This is a genomic window from Oscillibacter valericigenes (assembly GCF_021531435.1).
Taxonomy (GTDB): domain Bacteria; phylum Bacillota; class Clostridia; order Oscillospirales; family Oscillospiraceae; genus Oscillibacter; species Oscillibacter valericigenes_B.
The window spans coordinates 105,833-124,504 of record NZ_JAFBIS010000008.1; the positions used below are offsets into that span (position 1 = coordinate 105,833).

Sequence of the window (18,672 nt, forward strand, 5' to 3'; positions counted from 1 at the left end):
GTACCAAAAAGAACTTTATCTCGCTACTAACATTTATCTAAAACCAGGGCTTTCTGCCCGGCAACTGGAGTGAATCCATTTTGAAAGCGAATCAGAAAACAGCCCGTATCGCTGTATTTGTCTCCGGCGGCGGCACCAATCTGGAGCATCTGCTGCTGGCTCAGGAAGCCGGGCAAATTCCCCACGGGGAGATCGTGCTGGTGTGTGCCAGCAACGAAAACGCCTATGCCCTGACCCGGGCGGCCAACCACGGCGTGCCCGGCGTGGCCGTCCCCAAAAAGCAGATGACCCAGGAGGCATTCGAGGCCGCTTTGAACGAAAAGCTGGCGGAATACCGGGTGGACGTCATCATTCTGGCCGGGTTCCTGTCCATTTTGTCCGCCGATTTTGTAAAACAGTGGCCGGACCGCATCATCAACGTCCATCCCTCCCTCATCCCCTCCTTCTGCGGCAAGGGGATGTACGGATTAAAGGTCCACGAGGCCGCTTTGTCCCGCGGCGTAAAGGTCACCGGCGCCACCGTCCATCTGGTGAATGAGATTCCCGACGGCGGCCGCATTCTGCTGCAGAAGGCCGTGGACATCCTCCCCGGCGACACGGCGGAGATTCTCCAGCGCCGGGTAATGGAGCAGGCCGAATGGATCTTGCTCCCCCAGGCGGCAGAAATGTTATGTAAACAAATTACTGAAAATTGAGGTGCGCTTCCATGAACGAACTGGAACTGAAATACGGCTGCAACCCCAACCAGAAGCCCTCCCGCATCTTTATGAAGGACGGCTCTGACTTGCCCATCAAGGTGCTGAACGGCAAGCCCGGCTACATCAACTTCCTGGACGCCTTCAACTCCTGGCAGCTGGTCCGGGAGCTGAAAGCCGCCACCGGCCTGCCCTCCGCCGCCTCCTTCAAGCATGTCTCCCCCGCCGGCGCCGCCGTGGGCCTGCCCCTAAGCGATGTGGACAAGAAGATCTACTTCGTAGACGAGGGCGCGGAGCTCAGCCCCATTGCCTGTGCCTACATCCGGGCCCGGGGCGCTGACCGGCTGTGCTCCTACGGCGACTGGGCAGCTCTTAGTGACGTCTGCGACGCCGCCACCGCCAACTACCTGAAGGCCGAGGTGTCCGACGGCGTCATCGCCCCCGGCTACACCGACGAAGCCCTGGAAATTTTGAAAACCAAGAAAAAGGGCGGCTACAATGTCGTCCAAATCGACCCGGATTACGTCCCCGCGCCCCAGGAGTACAAGGACGTGTTCGGCATCACCTTCCAGCAGGGCCGCAACAACTTCAAAATCGACGAGGAGCTGCTGGGCAACATCGTCACCGAAAACCATGACCTGCCCGAAGCCGCCAAGATCGACATGATCGTCTCCCTCATCACCCTGAAATACACCCAGTCCAACTCCGTCTGCTACGTGAAGGACGGCCAGGCTATCGGTGTGGGCGCCGGCCAGCAGAGCCGCATCCACTGCACCCGGCTGGCGGGCCAGAAGGCGGACAACTGGTACCTGCGGCAGCATCCCAAGGTCTTAGGGCTTCAGTTTGTGGCGGGCATCCGCCGACCCGACCGGGACAACGCCATCGACATCTACACCTCCGACGAGTACGAGGACATCCTGGCCGACGGCGTGTGGCAGAATACCTTCAAGGTCAAGCCCGAGGTGCTGACCGCCGAGGAAAAGAAGGCTTGGATCGCCACCCAGTCCGGCGTGACGGTGGGAAGCGACGCGTTCTTCCCCTTCGGCGACAATGTGGAGCGGGCTCGGAAGTCCGGCGTGCAGTACATTGCCGAGCCGGGCGGCAGCATCCGGGATGACCATGTGATCGCTACCGCTAATAAATATAACATGACGATGTGCTTTACCGGCATGAGATTGTTCCATCATTAAGAACGGAGGCAGCTTCCATGAATCTTCTGGTCGTCGGCGGCGGTGGCCGCGAGCACGCCATTATCAAGAAATTGAAAGAGAATCCCAGCGTGGAGACCATCTACGCCCTGCCGGGCAACGGCGGCATCGCCCAGGACGCGGTGTGCGTCCCGGAGATCGGTGCCAAGGACATTCCCGCCATCGTGGATTTCGCCAAGGCCCACGCCATTGACTTTGCTGTGGTGGCCCCGGACGACCCCCTGGCCCTGGGCTGTGTGGATCGGCTCCATGAGGCGGGCATCCCCTGCTTCGGCCCGGATGCCAAGGCCGCCCGCATCGAGGCCAGCAAGGTGTTCTCCAAGAACCTGATGAAGAAGTACGGCATTCCCACCGCCAGCTACGAGGTCTTCAACGACCCCAAGGCCGCGCTGGAATACCTGAAAAACGCCTCCTTCCCCATCGTCATCAAGGCCGACGGCCTGGCGCTGGGCAAGGGCGTGCTGATCCCCCAGAACTTTGCTGAGGCCGAGGACGCCGTGAAAACCATCATGGAGGACAAGGCTTTCGGCGACTCCGGCAACGAGATCGTCATTGAGGAGTTCCTCACCGGTCCGGAGGTCAGCGTGCTGGCCTTCACCGACGGCACCGCCATCCGCCCCATGATGTCCTCCATGGACCACAAGCGGGCCGGAGACAACGATACCGGCCTCAACACCGGCGGCATGGGCACCATCGCTCCCAACCCCTATTACACCGCCGACGTTGCCCAGGTCTGCATGGATACCATCTTCCTGCCCACCCTGGCGGCGATGCGGGCCGAGGGCTGCCCCTTCAAGGGCTGCCTGTACTTCGGCCTGATGATCACCCCCAACGGTCCCAAGGTCATCGAGTACAACTGTCGCTTCGGCGACCCCGAGACCCAGGTGGTGCTGCCTCTGCTGAAAACCGACCTGCTGACCGTCATGCAGGCCGTGGAAAACGAGACTTTGGCTGATCTGGAAGTGGAGTGGCTTGATGGCGCCGCCGCCTGCGTGATTCTCGCCTCCGGTGGCTATCCCAGCCACTATGAGAAGGGCAAAGTGATGTCCTTCCCCGCCTCCACGCCCGCCAACGTCACCATCTATCACGCCGGGGACAAGCTGGACGGCGAGGGCCGTCTGGTCACCAGCGGCGGACGGGTGCTGGGCGTCACCGCCACGGCTCCCACGCTGAAAGAGGCCCTGGCGGACGCTTACGCCGCCGCGGAGACGGTGGATTTTGAAGGTAAGTATCTGCGTCACGACATCGGCCGCCGCGCGCTGGCCGCCATGGAGGAACAGTAAATGGTACGTCGCATTTATGTGGAAAAGAAACCCGCCCTGCGGCAGGAGGCCGCGGGCCTTTTGAACGAGCTGCGCTCCCTGCTGGGCATCTCTGCCCTCACCGGCCTGCGGCTCATCAACCGCTACGATGTGGAGGGCCTGGACGAGGCCACCTTCCAGCGGGCGGTCCAGACCGTGTTTTCCGAGCCCCAGGTGGACGACGCCACCGCTGCCCTGCCCGCCGGGGATTTCACCGCCTTCGCCGTGGAGTCCCTGCCCGGCCAGTTCGACCAGCGGGCCGACTCCGCCCGGGCCTGCATCCAGCTCATGACCCAGGGCGACCGCCCCGCTGTCCGCACGGCCAAGATCTACCTGCTCTCCGGCGAGGTGACTCCCGCCGACGTGGAGAAGATCAAGCACTATGTCATCAACCCCGTGGAGGCCCGGGAGGCCGCCATGGAGCCAGTTGAGACCCTGAAAATGGAGTATGACATCCCCACCTCCGTAGAGACCATCACCGGCTTCACCGCCCTGGACGAGGCGGGTCTTGCCGCATTGCTTGACAAGCTGGGCCTTGCAATGGACCTGGACGACCTGAAATTCCTCCAGGCCCACTTCCGGGACGACGAGCACCGGGACCCCACCATCACGGAGGTGCGGGTGGTGGACACCTACTGGTCCGACCACTGCCGCCATACCACCTTCTCCACCCACATCGACAAGGTGGAGATTCTGGACGAGGCCACGAAATCCGCCTATGAGCGGTATCTGGCCGCCCGGGTGGAGGTCTACGGCGAGGAGAAGGCCGCCCTCCGGCCCCAGACCCTGATGGACATGGCCACCATCGGCGCAAAAGTGCTGAAAAAGCGGGGCCTGCTCACCAATCTGGACCAGAGCGAGGAGATCAACGCCTGCTCCATCCATGTCACCGCCACAGTGGACGGCGAGGAGCAGGACTGGCTGCTGATGTTCAAAAACGAGACCCACAATCACCCCACCGAGATCGAGCCCTTCGGCGGCGCCGCCACCTGCATCGGCGGCTGCATCCGGGACCCCCTGTCCGGCCGCGCCTACGTCTATCAGGCCATGCGGCTCACCGGCTGCGGCGACCCCCGCGTCCCCGTGGCGGATACCATCCCCGGCAAGCTGCCCCAGCGGAAGCTGGCCCAGACCGCTGCCGCCGGCTACTCCTCCTACGGCAACCAGATCGGCCTTGCCACCGGCATTGTCTCCGAGGTCTATCACCCCGGCTATATCGCTAAGCACCTGGAAGTGGGCGCCGTCGTCGGCGCCGCCCCCTCCGAGAACGTGGTCCGGGAGCGTCCCGCCCCCGGCGACGTGGTCATCCTGCTGGGCGGCCGCACCGGCCGGGACGGCATCGGCGGCGCCACCGGCTCCTCCAAGAGCCACAACCGCAAGTCCCTGACCACCATGGCCTCTGAGGTCCAGAAGGGCAACGCCCCCGAGGAACGGAAGATCCAGCGGCTGTTCCGGGACGGCAAGGTCACCCGGATGATCAAGCGCTGCAACGACTTCGGCGCCGGCGGCGTGTCTGTTGCCATCGGCGAGCTGGCCGACGGCCTGGAGATCAGCCTGGACGCTGTGCGGAAGAAGTACGAGGGTCTGGACGGCACCGAGCTGGCCATCTCCGAGTCCCAGGAGCGAATGGCGGTCGTAGTGGCTCCCGAAAACGCCGCCGCTTTCATCGCCGCTGCCGAGGCGGAGAACCTGGAGGCCTATCAGGTGGCGGTGGTCACCGAGAGCCCCCGGATGGTCATGAAGTGGAACGGCGCTACCATCGTGGACCTGAGCCGTGCTTTCCTGGACACCAACGGCGCTGACAAGCACACCACCGTCCAGGTGGAGGAAAAAGAGCGCAAGGACCTGGGCCGCAGCGACGCCAGGAGCCTGCGGGACATCGCCGCCAGCCTGAAGTCCGCCTCCCGGCGGGGCCTTGGCGAGCGGTTCGACGCCACCATCGGCGCAGGCAGCGTCCTGATGCCCTTCGGCGGCAAGACACAGCGCACTCCCGCCCAGGCCATGGCCGCCCTGCTGCCCGTTCTGCCCGGTCAGGAGACGGAGGATTGCTCCGTCATGGCCTGGGGCTTTGACGCCGAGCAGATGTGCGTGGACCCCTATGCGGGCGCCTACCGCTCCGTCATCACCTCCGTGGCCAAGCTGGTAGCCGCGGGCTGCGACTACCACACCGCCTATCTCACCTTCCAGGAATACTTTGAAAAGCTGCGGGAGGAGCCGCGGCGCTGGGGCAAGCCCTTCTCCGCCCTGCTGGGCGCTTTCGACGCGCAGCTGGATCTGGGCATCGCCGCCATCGGCGGCAAGGACTCCATGTCCGGCTCCTTCCTGGATCTGGATGTGCCTCCCACCCTCATCTCCTTTGCCATCGCCCCCTCCAAGGCGGGCAAGGTGCTGTCCCCCGAGTTCAAGGAGGCGGGCCATCCCGTGTACCTGTTCCTGTGTGACGGCACTGCCGACAGCCAGCAGACCGCGTGGGAAGCCTTCCACGCCCTGTCTGAGGCCGGAAAGGTGAAGGCCGCCTGGGCTGTCGAGAACAGTCTGGCGGAGGCCGTCATGAATATGTCCTTCGGCAACCGTATTGGCTTCACCGCTGACGCCATCGGAGACATCTGGTACTCCAGCGCCATGCCCGGTGCAATCGTGGCGGAGCTGACGGAGGACATCTCCGGCGAGTACGCCGCCCGGCTGGGCGTCACCACGGCGGAGAGCGTGGTGTCTATCGGCAAGGACAGCGCTCCCATTGACGAGCTGCTGGCTCTCAACGAGGGCGTGCTGGAGGACATCTATCCCAACCGCACCGCCGCCGTGTCCGAGACCGTTCCCGTGCTGGAGGCCCCCGCCGGCATCCGCACCGCGCCCAAGACCGGCGCGGCCCGGCCCAAGGTCCTCATCCCCGTGTTCCCCGGCACCAACTGCGAGTATGACAGCGCCCGGGCCGTCCTGCGGGCGGGGCTGGAGCCGGAAATTCTGGTGCTGAACAACCAGTCCGCCCAGGGCGTGGCCGATTCCGCCAAGCGCTTCGCCGAGGCCGCCCGCCAGAGTCAGATCATCTTCGTCCCCGGCGGCTTCTCCGGCGGCGACGAGCCCGACGGCTCCGGCAAGTTCATCACCGCGTTCTTCCGCAACCCCGAGGTGGCCGACGCCACCATGGAGCTGCTGAAAAACCGGGACGGATTGATGCTGGGCATCTGCAACGGCTTCCAGGCTCTCATCAAGCTGGGACTTGTTCCCTACGGCGAGATCATCGACACCGACGACACCTGTCCCACTCTGAGCTACAACGTTATCGGCCGCCACCAGTCCAAGATCGTCCGCACCCGGGTGGCCTCCAACCGCTCTCCCTGGCTTTCCAAAGTCAGCGTAGGCGACTTCGTGAACGTGCCTATCTCCCACGGCGAGGGCCGGTTCCTGTGCGCTCCCGAACTGCTGGCAAAGCTTGCCGAGAACGGGCAGATTGCAACGCAGTACGTGGACCTGAACGGCGTGCCCACTATGGATGTGGACTTCAACCCCAACGGTTCTGCCTGGGCCGTGGAGGGCATCCTGTCTCCCGACGGACGGGTGCTGGGCAAGATGGGCCACTCCGAGCGCATCGGCCCCGCCCTGTACCGGAACGTCCCCGGCGATTACGACCTGCACCTGTTTGAATCCGCCAAGGAGTATTTCAGCATTTAAGTTGAATTTTTCAACTTCCGTGGTAAGATAATACCTAAAAATCTTTGAAATGAGGTGGCCGCATGGCATACTATTTTACCGAGCCCTCCCATACTTTCAGTGAATATCTGCTGGTGCCGGGCTATTCTGACGAAAACTGCATTCCCGCCAACGTCTCTCTCAAGACCCCGGTGGTGAAGTTCAAAAAGGGCGAGGAGTGCCCTTTGACCATGAACGTCCCCATGGTCTCCGCCGTCATGCAGTCCGTCTCCGGCGAGAAGATGGGCATTGCCCTGGCGAAAGAGGGCGGCATCGCTTTCATCTATGTCTCCCAGCCCATTGACCAGCAGGCCGAAATGGTCCGCAAGGTCAAGAATTATAAGGCAGGCTTCGTGGTCAGCGACTCCAACCTGCGCCTCACCGACACCATGGCGGATGTGCTGGCTCTGAAAGAGCGCACCGGACACTCCACCATGGCTGTCACCGAGGACGGCACCGGCACCGGCAAGCTGCTGGGCATCGTCACCAGCCGGGACTACCGCGTCAGCCGCATGGACCCCGCCACGCCCGTGTCCGCGTTTATGACTCCCATGGAAAAGATCATCTCCGCTCCCGAGGGCACCAGCCTGAAAACCGCCAACGACATCATCTGGGACCACAAGCTCAACGCCCTGCCCATCGTCTCCAAGGATGGCCATCTGGTCTCCTTCGTGTTCCGCAAGGACTATGACTCCCACAAGGGCAACCCCCTGGAGCTGCTGGACTCCCAGAAGCGCTATGTGGTGGGCGCCGGCATCAACACCCGGGACTATGCCGAGCGGGTCCCCGCCCTGGTGGAGGCCGGCGCGGACGTGCTGGTCATGGATTCCTCCGAGGGCTACTCCGTGTGGCAGAAGCGCTGCCTGGAATGGATCCGGGAGCGCTACGGCGACACCGTAAAGGTGGGCGCCGGCAACGTGGTGGACGGCGAGGGCTTCCGCTTCCTGGCGGACGCCGGCGCCGACTTCGTGAAAATCGGCATTGGCGGCGGCTCCATCTGCATCACCCGCGAGACCAAGGGCATCGGCCGTGGCCAGGCCACCGCCGTCATCGACGTGGCCGCCGAGCGGGACAAGTATTTTGAGGAGACCGGCGTATATGTGCCCATCTGCGCCGACGGCGGCATCGTCCAGGACTACCACATCACCCTGGCCCTGGCCATGGGCGCGGATTTCTGCATGCTGGGCCGCTACTTCTCCCGGTTTGACGAATCCCCCTCCGCCAAGGTCCTCATCGGCGGCAGCTATATGAAGGAATACTGGGGCGAGGGCAGCGCCCGTGCCCGGAACTGGCAGCGTTACGACCTGGGCGGCGCGGCGAAGCTCTCCTTTGAGGAGGGCGTGGACTCCTACGTTCCCTACGCCGGCGCCCTGTCCGACGGCATGGCCACCACCCTGGCCAAGGTCCGTTCCACCATGTGCAACTGCGGCGCCCTGACCATTCCCGAACTGCGGGAAAAGGCCAAGCTGACCTTGGTGTCCTCCGTCTCCATCGTGGAAGGCGGCGCCCACGATGTGCTGCTGAAGGATACCACCGGCAGCGGCAACCAGAGAAGCTGAATATGATTCTCTATCCGGGACGGCTGTGCCGTCCCGGAATTTTTTCGATTTCTTTCAGTCCCGCGCTCTTTCCCAGTCGGACCTCATAAACGCTTTTCAAGTAAATAATTGTTTGAATTTTTCTCATTTCGTTTTTTATTTAATCGTTTATCTTTTAACTTTCATAAAAAGGCTTGTATTTTTTATGTGAAGTTCTATAATAGGGGTATCGCTTATTTCCCAAATATAGGAGTTATCGGTATCATGCATAGAAAACCGCGAATCTTAGTTGTCGGCAGCTTTGTGATGGATGTCATCGCCACCACGGAAAAAGTTCCCCGCTCGGCCCAGACCGTTTACGGCAAGTCCTTCCACATGGCTCCCGGCGGCAAGGGCGCCAACCAAGCCCTCCAATGCGCCCGTTTGGGGGCCCAGGTCACCATGATGGGCTGCGTGGGCGACGACCTCTTCGGCGAAAAGCTGATAGAACCCTTAAAATCCGCCGGTGTGGATGTCAGTCATGTGCTGGTTCGACCCGGCGTCTCCTCTGGTGTGGGCCATGTGACGCTGGAGGTCACGGAACACTCCGCCCAGAACCGCATCATCGTCATCCCCGGCGCAAACCGCACGCTGACCGTGGATGAAGTAGCCTGGATCCAGGACGAGATCGGTACATACGACATGGTATTGCTGCAGCTGGAAGTCCCTCTGGAGGTCAACCGGACTGTGGCCCGCTGGGCCAAGGAAGCCGGCGTGCCGGTGATGCTGAATCCCGCCCCCGCCACCGATCTTGATGACGAGCTGCTGCGTTATGTCACCTATCTGACCCCCAACGAGCAGGAGGCCTCTATGGAAACGGGGCTGCCCCTGGCCTCCGACGAGAACGGCCCCTGCCGGGCCGATCTGCAGAAGATCGCCGCCGCCCTTTGGGACAAGGGCGTGGAACATGTCATCATCACCCTGGGCGGCAGCGGCTCCGCCGTGGTGCAGGGCAGCTCCATCCGCTACATTCCCTGCGTTCACATGGACCATGTGGCGGACCCCACCGCAGCGGGCGACTCCTTTGTGGGCGCGCTGTCCGTGGGACTGACGGCGGGCCTGTCCCAGGAGGAGGCCCTGGCCTTCGCCAGCCACACCGCCGCCATCACCGTCTCCCGCATGGGCGCCATGCCCTCCCTGCCCACGCTGGCGGAAGTGCTGGAGCTGGTAAAGGAGCGGGACTACCGTGGATTCGATCCCGCCGCGCTGGATATTCTGAAATGAAACGACTCCGGGCCTACGGCCCGGAGTTTTCCTTTTCTTCCGCTATACTTCGTGGTATGATGGATGCGCGGAGATAAAAACACGTCCCGGTCGGTAGTCCGGGAGTGCCTTTTTCGGGGAAAGGGCACAAGTAACCTGCCTCCTTTGGTTGTCCGTTCTCCGCAGGCGCCCCACGTTTGTGAAAAAAGGAGGAAATGCATATGCAGATTTCCACGCTGACCATCCTGTTTCAGGACCCCTTCTGGATCGGCCTCTATGAGCGGGAGGAGGACGGGCGGTACCAAGCGTGCCGCATCGTCTTCGGGGCAGAGCCCCGGGATCAGGAAGTATACCTGTTCCTGCTGGAGAACTGGCGAAAGCTGCGGTTCAGCCCCGCCGTGGCGGGCGGTCTTCCCCCGGAGGCCATTCGCAACCCCAAGCGCAGGCAGAGAGAGGTCCAAAAGGAGACCCGGACCGCCGGGATCGGCACCAAGGCCCAGCAAGTCCTGAAGCTCCAGCAGGAGCAGGGAAATCTGGAGCGGAAGGTCCGGTCACGGCAGGAAAAAGAGGCCGAGGAAGCCCGGAGATTCCAGCTCCACCAGGAAAAGCGGCGGGAGAAGCACAGGGGGCATTAGGCCCCCTGCGATTCTTTGGATATGAACAGTGAGGTGAGAGGATGCGGCTTGTCTGCTTCGGAGATTCCAATACCTACGGCTACGACCCCCGGTCGTTCTTCGGCGGGCGGTATCCGGGCCGCTGGACGGACCTGCTGGCGGCAGAAACCGGGTGGGAGGTCGTAAACCTCGGTCAGAACGGCCGGGAAATTCCTGTCGGTGCGGGAAATCTGGCCGGGTTGCTGCGGCAGGACGACCTGCTGGTAGTCATGCTGGGCAGCAATGACCTGCTGTGCCATCCCCGTTTCACCGCCGGAGATACGGCGGCGCGGATGGAGGGCTTCCTGAAAACACTGCCGCCCTGCCGTGTCCTGCTGGTGGCTCCGCCGCCCATGGTCACGGGAGACTGGGTGACGGAGGAACGGCTGCTGTCGGAGTCCGCGGCTCTGGCGGGCGAATATGAATCTCTGGCCCGGCGGCTGGGCTTCGGATTTGCAGACGCCGGGCAGTGGGGCGTGGAGCTGGCCTTTGACGGCGTTCATTTTACCGAAGACGGACACCGGGCCTTCGCCAGGGGACTTCAGGAGGCGATTCTATGCAGTTTGGGCTGACATTTCCCCTTCAGCGGAAGCTGAAGCTCAAATCCGTGCCCTACGGTGCGCCGCTGGAGCGCCTGCATTGCTGGGACCTGCACTGCATCCCCCTCCGGGGACAGGACAGTCTGCTGCTGGTCCACTGCGCCAGCCGGTATACCATCGTGGCCTGCGGTGTGTCCGGACTGGAGTGGGCACGGCTGCCGGACTTTGCCCTGGAGCAAATTCGCTCCGGGCTGCTGGACGCCGGCCTGCCGGAAAAGACGGTGGAAGACTATCTCCGTGCCGCCGGAGCACCGGAGCTGACCCGCACCCACGGGCGGCGGGAGGTGGCCTTTTTAAACCGGGCGTGGGACGATGTTTTGGCTATGGATTTCACAGTGAATATTTCCACAGTACGCCAGCCGCTGCTGGAGCAGGCGGCGAACGGCATCCCCTGCCGCTGTGCCGGGTTCGAGGGCCGGGAAACGGCAAAGCAGTTTTTATACCAGACTTTTCAGCAAATATAAACGCCCTTTCACCGTGGTGAAAGGGCGTTTCTTATTTCAGAACATCCACGGTCTCCACGCCGTAATAGCGGAACAGGGCCAGGGCCTCGGGGCCGATGACCTCTCCGGAGACGGCGATGGGAATGGCCGGAGGACAGGCCACCGTGGGGGCGCCGCAGACCCGGCCCAGCGCCTTTTCCGCCGGAACCGTCTCCTGGGGCGCGAACAGCGCTTCCCGGATGGACCAGGCCCGTTTGCCCTGTGCCAGAGGCAGGGACATGGGAAGCGTATAAGGCGTGCGGTTTTCTCCCAGGGCTGCCAGCAGGCGGTCAAAGTCCGCCGGGGTGTTTTCCGGAGTGACCATGAGGACGAGGAAATCCCGGTCGGCGTACTCGCACTCCACGCCACTCTGCCGCAGACGGTCCGCCAGGGCAGTGCCGGGGAATCCGGCGGGAGCGGCGATGGTCAGCCGCAGAGGGTCGCTGTCCTCCACCCGCCAACCCCGGGCCGTCAGAGTCTCCCGCAGGGCGAACAGGCGCTGAACGGTCTCCGCCAACCTAGTTGGATAGTCCTCTGCTAAATATCGGTTGCACAGGTCCAGAGAGGCCATGGTCAGATAGGAGGGGCTGGTTGAGCCGAACAGGGCCAGGGCGGACTTTGCTCGCTCCGCCATGGCAGCCGGGGCACATTTGCCAATGTGGAGGTAGGCGCCGCCGGTCAGCACCGGCAGGGTCTTGTGGGCGGAGTCACAGCACAGGTCCGCTCCCAGGTCCAGCGGATGCCGGGAGGGAGACAGGAACCGCAGGTAGGCGCCGTGGGCGTTGTCCACCGCCAGCACCGTGCCGTGGGCATGGCAAATCTTTGCCAGCGTAGCAATGTCCGCCATGCCGCCCAGGTAATCCGGGCTGGTGAGATAGACAGCGGCGGGAGGCGCGGGCAGAGCCGCCAGGGTCTTTTCCAGGTTCTCCGGTGAGACCGGACAAGCACAGAGAGAGCTGCTCTCCTCAGGCCACAGCCAGACCACTTCAAAGTCCAGCAGGGCCGCCGCGTAAACAAAGGCCTTGTGGACGTTCCGGGCGGCCACGATGAACGGGGCCGTCCCGGAAGGGCGGCAGGTCAGGGCCAGATACAGCATGGCCCGGATGCACTGGCTGGAGCCCTCGGTGGAATAGAGGGTCCGGCGGGAGCCGAACAAGGCCGTGGCATTGGCCTCGCTCTGGGCGATGATGCCGTCCGCCTCATACAGGGCGTCGGCGCCGTGGACCTCGGTGATGTCCAGGGGCTCACAGCCTAAGAAGGGCCTCCCCTTGTGTCCCGGCATATGGAACCGGGCCATGTCCGCGCCGTTATAGCGGCGCAGAAAATCATAGATGGGGGTATCCATCAATCTTCCCCGGCGGCCTCCGCCGCCTTCATCATAATGGCGCACTCGATGCGCTTGCGGAACAGCTCACAGCCCGCCTCGTACACGCCCCGGATGGAGCCGGTGGCGTGGAAAGCATTGGCGGCGCAGCCGCCGGAGCAGTACAGCTTGGCCCAGCAGTCGGCGCACTCGGGCCGGGCGTAGGCGTTGCAGGAGCGGAACTCCTCCCGGAGGGCAGTGTTGGTGACGCCGTTCCAGATGTCGCCCAGCTTGTAGTTCTCCTCGCCCACGAACTGGTGGCAGGGATACAGGTCGCCCCAGGGGGTGACGGCCATGTACTCCGTGCCGGAGCCGCAGCCGGAGATGCGCTTGTAGACGCAGGGGCCGCCGGTCAGGTCCAGCATGTAGTGGTAGAAGGTGATGGGCTTGCCCTCCTTCTCCCGGCGGAGCATGTCCTTCGCCAGGATCTCATATTGCTCCTTCACGATCTCCAGGTCCTCCGGGGTCAGGGCCGCCGGGTCGTCGGGAGCGCAGACCACCGGCTCCATGCTCAGCTCCGTGAAGCCCAGGTCGTCGGCCATGTGGAACAGGTCACGGGTAAAATCGGGGTTGGCGTGGGTAAAGGTGCCCCGCATATAATAGTTCTTGCCGCCCCGGGCCTTGACCAACTTCTGGAACTTGGGCACGATGCGGTCATAGCTGCCGTTGCCGGCGTAGTCCACACGGGTACGGTCGTTGATCTCCTTCCGGCCGTCCAGGGAGAGCACCACGTTGCTCATCTCCCGGTTGCAGAAGTCGATGACCTCATCGTCGATGAGCATTCCGTTGGTGGTGAGGGTGAAGCGGAAGTTCTTCCCCTTCTCCTGCTCGATGCTCCGGGCGTACTCCACCAGGCGCTTCACCACGTCCCAGTTCATCAGCGGCTCGCCGCCGAAGAAGTCCACCTCCAGGTTCCGGCGGTGGCCGGAGTGGGCCACCAGGAAGTCCAGGGCCTGCTTGCCCACCTCAAAGCTCATCAAGGCCCGGTCGCCGTGGTACTTACCCTGGCTGGCGAAGCAGTAGGCGCAGTTGAGGTTGCAGGTGTGGGCCACATGGAGGCACAGGGCCTTCACCACGTCGCCGGAACGCTCCTTGAAGGTGCCCGCCATGTCCGCAAAGGTATCGGGGGTAAAGAGCTTCCCGGCGTTTTTCAGCGCCTCTACATCCGCAATGCAGTCCCGCAGGTCCTGCTCCGTCACGTCGGGGCGCGCTCCGTATTTTTCCAGCATCGCCGCCACGATCTCGTCCGGGCTGTGGTCCCGGAACATGGCGATGATGTCGTAGGCCACCTCGTCCACCACATGGATGCCGCCGGAGCAGGTATCCAGCACGATGTTGTAGCCGTTGAGCTGATACTGATGTACCATAAAAGGTTCCTCCAATGTATGTTGTCCGCACATAAAAAGCGCCGCCCTTGAAGGCGGCAGCTTTTTTGTTTGCGATCACTTACTTGTCAGCGTTCTCGCACTTCTGGTTGGCGACGCCGCAGCTGGTCTTGCAGGCGGACTGGCAGGAGGTCTGGCACTCACCGCAGCCGCCGTTCTTGGCGCTCTCGCACAGAGAACGGGTCTCCAGAGTCTTGATTCTTTCCATAACACATATCTCCATTCTGTCAGATTAACGGCCGTTCCTCCGCTGCCGGACATACGGCCCGATTATCGGGTAAAATTTTAGCACAGAAGAGGGGCAAAGTCAAGGATTTACGGCGTTTCTCCATCCCCTCTCCATCCCCGATGTAGGTGAACCGCCGGTACGTCTTGCCGTCCCGCTCCACCGTCTCGTTCCACATGCAGGCCGGACGCACCCAGACGCCGTGCCCGCCGTACATCGCCCGGTAGACCACCATGGGCTCCAGGGTCTCGGAGTGCTTCGCGGTGTACAGCACCTCGTACTCATTGCCCTTGAAATGGCGGTAGCGACCCGGGCGGATGGCCTCCTCCTGTTGGCAGCTCATGCGGGCGTTGGTGTAAGCCGGGTCGTAGGTGACCTCCGTCCCGAACCACTCCGGCGGCTGAAACGCGGCGGCTTCCTCCTCCGTGGGGAACTCCACCTCCGCCAGCACCAGAGGCGCCAGGGCGCCGCCAAACACATCCAGCTCGATGCTATATGGCCCGCAGGGGATGCGGTAGCGGTCCTTTTCGATGACCGTGCCCTCCGCCTTGGGCAGCAGGCGGCGGTAGGCCGCTTCTGACAAAGGCATCTCCCGCTCCTCCCGGGCCAGCAACCCCTCCCCTTTGCAGGTCAGGATATAGCTGTCATCCAGGCGGCGGATGCGCACCACCGGGTCGGCGGAGAGATACGCCTGCTCAATGCGCTGCTTTGGATAGCTGTCCAGGTCCTCCGGCAACTCCCGGACCAGGAATTTCCGTTCGATCTCCATAGGGTCTCCTTTCACGGCTCGCCGTTTTTCCCCATCATACCGAAAAATCCCGCTCCTGTAAATAGCTGTTCTTCGCGGAGCAGCCGCCGGCTTTATATTTTCCGTATGGGCCTGATATATTTGAAATACTGCTCCGGATTATAGTAAAAATACATGATCCTGCCGGGAGAAGTATCGAGGCAGCAGCCGGCGCCGGCGTAATCAAAGGACGACATTGCCTGTTCGATCTTTTCCTCTACGCTGCGGTTCTCCTGCTCATAATCGAATGGCCCGTGTTCAAAAACCACATAGTCGCCTTCCGGAATATCCGCCAGATACATCTGCGGAGGCACCTCCCCCTGGTAATCAGCGGGCAGCCGGACGCCCCAGCACTCCGTGCGCGGAATGCCCCAGTCACAGAGCCTGCCGTTGGGGTCGTTCATATACGCCATGATCTGGCCGCTTCCGGAATTTGCCTCACTTCCACCGTCATCGTCCAGCTTACCCTTGATGCTGTCCAGCAAGCCGCAGACCGTGTCGTAGTCCTGACCGGGGATCAAATTCTGTTTCTGCCAGAAATCCCAGTATCCGTTGCTCTCGTAGTTTTTGACATGCAGAAATTTGTGGGCCGGAATCGTGATAAAATAAATTTTTACGCCGTCCTGTGATCTGATCATACCGATCTCTCCCAATCCAAAAAAGTAGCGGTCAAACGGGTTGATCTTAGTACGGAGCACAACGGGCCTGGGGGCCTTTCGGTATGCGCTGGGCGTTACGCCATAGGTCCCTTTGAACGCCCTGGTAAACGCCTCATGTGAGGAAAAGCCATAGTCAAGCGCGATCTCCAAAAGGCTCTTTTCACTGTCCCTGACCTCCTTCAGCGCGAAGGCCAGCTTCCTGTTCCGCAGGTAGTCCCGGAAGGACATGCCGGAGATCTCCCGGAACTTCCGCGTTGTATAAAATTCGGAATATCCCAATCTGTCGGAAAGCCCGCGCAGCGTCAATGCCTCATCATCGTGGTTCTTGATGCCCTGATCGATCTCATTGACAATGAGCTGAATTTGCTGCTGCCACTCGTACATTCGTGATTCCCCCGTTTCAGCCGTCCTGTACCGATCATAAAACGATCGGGCGATCTTTGCTTGATTTTACTTGCTGTGATCTTATCATACAACACGCGGCGCTCTTTCATCAACAAAAAAAGAAAAGGATTCGGACATCTTGCGCCGCTCTTTTGCCCATGTTAGAATAATGCAAATACGATCTTCCCAAAAGGAGCATGTCTATGAGTCCCACCGTCAGTATCATCGTCCCGGTCTACAACGCGGAGCATACCATCCGCCGCTGCATCGAAAGTATCCTGAACCAGGAGTACACGGATTTTGAGCTGCTGCTGGTAAACGACGGAAGCACGGATGGTTCCGGCGCCATCTGCGACGAGTACGCGGCCAGAGACAGCCGCATTCAGGTCATCCATAAGGAGAACACCGGCGTTTCCGAGAGCCGGAACCTCGCTCTGGACCGGGCCAGGGGGACCTATCTCCAGTTTCTGGACAGCGACGACTGGATCACGCCCGACGCCACCAGCTCCCTGGTGCGGACGGCGGAAAGCGGCCCATGCGATATGGTCATTTCCGACTTCTACCGGGTCGTGGGGGAGCGGGTCTCCCAGAAGGGCGACATCGACGAGGACGGCCTGATGACCCGGGAGGATTTCGCCGCCCATATGATGGAGAACCCCGCCGACTTCTACTACGGCGTCCTGTGGAACAAGCTCTACCGCCGTTCCATCGTGGAGGCGCACCACCTGCGGATGGACCCGGAGATCAGCTGGTGCGAGGACTTTATGTTCAACCTGGAGTACATCCGCTACGCCGAGACCTTCCGCGCCATCCAGATCCCCATTTACTATTACGTCAAGACCAAGGGCTCTCTGGCGTCCCAGAGCCTGTCCATCAGTAAGACCGTGAAAATGAAGCTGACGGTCTTTGAATACTATCAGCGGTTTTTCAAAACGGTCCTGGACGAAGAGGAGTACGAAAAAAGCCGGCTGAAGGTCTACCGTTTCCTGCTGGACGCCGCCGGTGACGGCTCCGTACCTCCGGCGGTGCTGCCTAACTCCCGGAAGCTGGGCAATGAGCGGGTGCAGGTCTCCCCCCATGTTCTGGACGGCGAGGGCGTGCTGTACGACGCTTTCCGGGAGCGGAAGCTGCTGGACCGCTACCTGGAGACGGCCGCCTTGAAGAACGACCTGGCACTTTCCGATGCCAAGCTGCTGCTGGCTCTCTGGGAGCTGAATTTCCGGCCAACCCGCAAAGAGGCGGCGGATTTCGCCAACCTGCCCCGGAGCACCTTTTCTCTTTCCCTCCAGAAGCTGACAGGCCGTGGACTGGTGAAGATCACGGACGTCCGGCAGGAAAAAGAGACCTCAAGGCGAATGGAGATCTCCTTTTTCGAGGCGGCAAAGCCCGTGCTGGCGGATCTGGAAACCGCCCGGCAGGACTATGAGTCCGCCCGTCTGGCCTCTCTTTCGCCGGAGGAACTGCGGCAGCACGATCTGCTGGCAAGCAAAATACAAACGCATATCCGGGATGTCCTGCAGTAAAAAAAGACGGAAAGCGGTGCTTTCCGTCTTTTCGTTATACCGGCACATCCGAGGCGGATTCCCGCTTCAGCAGGCGGAATACCCCCAAGTACATCAACACAATAAACACCAGGAATACCACTGTGGACATCGGCGTGCCGATCATGGCACAGGTATCATAAAAGCCGTGGAGAAACACCGCGATCAGATAGCCGGTCAGCAGGTTCCGCCTCATGCCCCGCCGGTAGCTGTACGCCTCACACAGCTTGGCCCGGCCATAGAACAGGCCCATGCAGACAGCAAAGGACATATGGCCCGGTATGGCCAGCAGCGCCCGGGGCAGCGCCACGGAAAGGCCGTAATGGAATATGTACTGGATGTTTTCAAAGGCCGCGAACCCCAGGGAGACAAATACCGCGTATACGATGCCGTCAAAGCGGTAGTTAAACGCGGGATGATACCAGGTGCATTTTTTCAGCAGAATAAACTTGGTGCCTTCCTCTACAAGCGCCACCACCAGGAAGGCCAGCAGGATCGTATAAACCGGGCTGCCGGGATCCACCAGGGCATTCAGCACCGTCTCACCCAGCATCTCTAAAATTCCGGAGCACAGTGCCGCCACCACGCCCATTACCAGCAAGAGCAGCAGCAAACCCGCCGGTTCCTTTTCCACCGTATCTGTCCGGTAGATGTAGCGCAGCAGGATCGCCGCCGGAAGGACCGCGGCTGCGATATAAATTGCCAGGAATGGCAAAAACGGAAGCATAAAAAACATATTCTCACCTTTTTCTGCTTTTTTACGACTGCAGTCAGTATACAGCAGAACGGAAAAAATAGCAATGCATAAAAAAAGAGCGGCAGTCATGAGACTGCCGCCCAGTGTTGGCGCTACCTATTTTCCCGGGCCGTTGCCAGCCAAGTATTGTCGGCAGAGACGAGCTTAACTACCGTGTTCGGA

15 protein-coding genes and 2 pseudogenes are annotated in these 18,672 nt (G+C 61.6%); 10 read left to right on the forward strand and 7 right to left on the reverse strand.

Annotated elements, in window-relative coordinates:
* Positions 1–80 precede the first annotated feature (80 nt).
* From purN to JQM68_RS06430, 9 genes are all read left to right on the forward strand, one after another.
* On the forward strand, positions 81–695 hold the full coding sequence (gene purN / locus JQM68_RS06390; protein ID WP_235222160.1) for a phosphoribosylglycinamide formyltransferase: 615 nt from the start codon (positions 81–83) through the stop codon (positions 693–695).
* Between the two features lie 11 nt (positions 696–706).
* Entirely contained in the window at positions 707–1,885 is a 1,179-nt protein-coding gene (locus tag JQM68_RS06395; RefSeq protein ID WP_235222161.1) for a phosphoribosylaminoimidazolecarboxamide formyltransferase, read from the forward strand.
* Positions 1,886–1,902: 17 nt separating this feature from the next.
* Entirely contained in the window at positions 1,903–3,186 is a 1,284-nt protein-coding gene (gene purD, locus JQM68_RS06400) for a phosphoribosylamine--glycine ligase (protein ID WP_235222162.1), read from the forward strand.
* On the forward strand, positions 3,187–6,876 hold the full coding sequence (locus JQM68_RS06405; protein WP_235222163.1) for a phosphoribosylformylglycinamidine synthase: 3,690 nt from the start codon (positions 3,187–3,189) through the stop codon (positions 6,874–6,876).
* 62 nt (positions 6,877–6,938) lie between these two features.
* Complete coding sequence (locus JQM68_RS06410; protein ID WP_235222164.1) at positions 6,939–8,453, forward strand: IMP dehydrogenase; 1,515 nt, start codon at positions 6,939–6,941, stop codon at positions 8,451–8,453.
* Between the two features lie 243 nt (positions 8,454–8,696).
* Entirely contained in the window at positions 8,697–9,695 is a 999-nt protein-coding gene (gene rbsK, locus JQM68_RS06415; RefSeq protein WP_235222165.1) for a ribokinase, read from the forward strand.
* 200 nt (positions 9,696–9,895) lie between these two features.
* Positions 9,896–10,309: a YjdF family protein gene (locus JQM68_RS06420; protein ID WP_235222166.1), complete on the forward strand. Its 414-nt coding sequence runs from the start codon at positions 9,896–9,898 to the stop codon at positions 10,307–10,309.
* A gap of 41 nt (positions 10,310–10,350) precedes the next feature.
* Entirely contained in the window at positions 10,351–10,899 is a 549-nt protein-coding gene (locus JQM68_RS06425) for a GDSL-type esterase/lipase family protein (protein ID WP_235222167.1), read from the forward strand.
* Positions 10,884–11,390: a DUF6933 domain-containing protein gene (locus tag JQM68_RS06430; RefSeq protein ID WP_235222168.1), complete on the forward strand. Its 507-nt coding sequence runs from the start codon at positions 10,884–10,886 to the stop codon at positions 11,388–11,390. The genes JQM68_RS06425 and JQM68_RS06430 overlap by 16 nt, the downstream gene beginning before the upstream one ends.
* Positions 11,391–11,421: 31 nt before the next feature.
* Here JQM68_RS06430 and JQM68_RS06435 read toward each other — a convergent pair whose 3' ends face one another.
* The 6 genes and pseudogenes from JQM68_RS06435 to JQM68_RS06460 form a co-directional block, all read right to left on the reverse strand.
* Positions 11,422–12,753: an aminotransferase class I/II-fold pyridoxal phosphate-dependent enzyme gene (locus JQM68_RS06435; protein WP_235222169.1), complete on the reverse strand. Its 1,332-nt coding sequence runs from the start codon at positions 12,751–12,753 to the stop codon at positions 11,422–11,424.
* The gene (gene scfB, locus JQM68_RS06440) at positions 12,753–14,138 is read right to left on the reverse strand and encodes a thioether cross-link-forming SCIFF peptide maturase (RefSeq protein ID WP_235222170.1); all 1,386 of its coding nucleotides are present in this window, start codon (positions 14,136–14,138) and stop codon (positions 12,753–12,755) included. The genes JQM68_RS06435 and scfB overlap by 1 nt, the downstream gene beginning before the upstream one ends.
* A 79-nt stretch (positions 14,139–14,217) precedes the next feature.
* Positions 14,218–14,364: a six-cysteine ranthipeptide SCIFF gene (gene scfA / locus JQM68_RS06445; RefSeq protein WP_235222171.1), complete on the reverse strand. Its 147-nt coding sequence runs from the start codon at positions 14,362–14,364 to the stop codon at positions 14,218–14,220.
* A gap of 133 nt (positions 14,365–14,497) precedes the next feature.
* Positions 14,498–14,725 (reverse strand): annotated as a pseudogene (locus JQM68_RS06450) (DUF1653 domain-containing protein); the annotation flags it as partial.
* A gap of 84 nt (positions 14,726–14,809) precedes the next feature.
* Positions 14,810–15,151 (reverse strand): annotated as a pseudogene (locus JQM68_RS06455) (CYTH domain-containing protein); the annotation flags it as partial.
* Positions 15,152–15,243: 92 nt separating this feature from the next.
* The gene (locus JQM68_RS06460) at positions 15,244–16,212 is read right to left on the reverse strand and encodes a helix-turn-helix transcriptional regulator (RefSeq protein ID WP_235222172.1); all 969 of its coding nucleotides are present in this window, start codon (positions 16,210–16,212) and stop codon (positions 15,244–15,246) included.
* A 203-nt stretch (positions 16,213–16,415) separates the two neighbouring features.
* Between JQM68_RS06460 and JQM68_RS06465 the strand changes: the two genes are divergently transcribed.
* Positions 16,416–17,735, forward strand: coding sequence for a glycosyltransferase (locus JQM68_RS06465; protein WP_235222173.1), 1,320 nt, complete (start codon positions 16,416–16,418; stop codon positions 17,733–17,735).
* A 34-nt stretch (positions 17,736–17,769) separates the two neighbouring features.
* Here the strand turns inward: JQM68_RS06465 and JQM68_RS06470 are convergent, their stop codons facing one another.
* Positions 17,770–18,489, reverse strand: a complete 720-nt coding sequence (locus tag JQM68_RS06470; RefSeq protein WP_235222174.1) for a PrsW family intramembrane metalloprotease — start codon at positions 18,487–18,489, stop codon at positions 17,770–17,772.
* Positions 18,490–18,672: the final 183 nt, after the last annotated feature.

Coding starts and splice junctions, on each gene's coding strand:
- JQM68_RS06395 (WP_235222161.1), top strand. CDS start 707: ATGAACGAACTGGAACTGAAATACGGCTGCAACCCCAACCAGAAGCCC.
- purD (WP_235222162.1), top strand. CDS start 1,903: ATGAATCTTCTGGTCGTCGGCGGCGGTGGCCGCGAGCACGCCATTATC.
- JQM68_RS06405 (WP_235222163.1), top strand. CDS start 3,187: ATGGTACGTCGCATTTATGTGGAAAAGAAACCCGCCCTGCGGCAGGAG.
- JQM68_RS06410 (WP_235222164.1), top strand. CDS start 6,939: ATGGCATACTATTTTACCGAGCCCTCCCATACTTTCAGTGAATATCTG.
- rbsK (WP_235222165.1), top strand. CDS start 8,697: ATGCATAGAAAACCGCGAATCTTAGTTGTCGGCAGCTTTGTGATGGAT.
- JQM68_RS06420 (WP_235222166.1), top strand. CDS start 9,896: ATGCAGATTTCCACGCTGACCATCCTGTTTCAGGACCCCTTCTGGATC.
- JQM68_RS06425 (WP_235222167.1), top strand. CDS start 10,351: ATGCGGCTTGTCTGCTTCGGAGATTCCAATACCTACGGCTACGACCCC.
- JQM68_RS06430 (WP_235222168.1), top strand. CDS start 10,884: ATGCAGTTTGGGCTGACATTTCCCCTTCAGCGGAAGCTGAAGCTCAAA.
- JQM68_RS06435 (WP_235222169.1), bottom strand. CDS start 12,753: ATGGATACCCCCATCTATGATTTTCTGCGCCGCTATAACGGCGCGGAC.
- scfB (WP_235222170.1), bottom strand. CDS start 14,138: ATGGTACATCAGTATCAGCTCAACGGCTACAACATCGTGCTGGATACC.
- scfA (WP_235222171.1), bottom strand. CDS start 14,364: ATGGAAAGAATCAAGACTCTGGAGACCCGTTCTCTGTGCGAGAGCGCC.
- JQM68_RS06460 (WP_235222172.1), bottom strand. CDS start 16,212: ATGTACGAGTGGCAGCAGCAAATTCAGCTCATTGTCAATGAGATCGAT.
- JQM68_RS06465 (WP_235222173.1), top strand. CDS start 16,416: ATGAGTCCCACCGTCAGTATCATCGTCCCGGTCTACAACGCGGAGCAT.
- JQM68_RS06470 (WP_235222174.1), bottom strand. CDS start 18,489: ATGTTTTTTATGCTTCCGTTTTTGCCATTCCTGGCAATTTATATCGCA.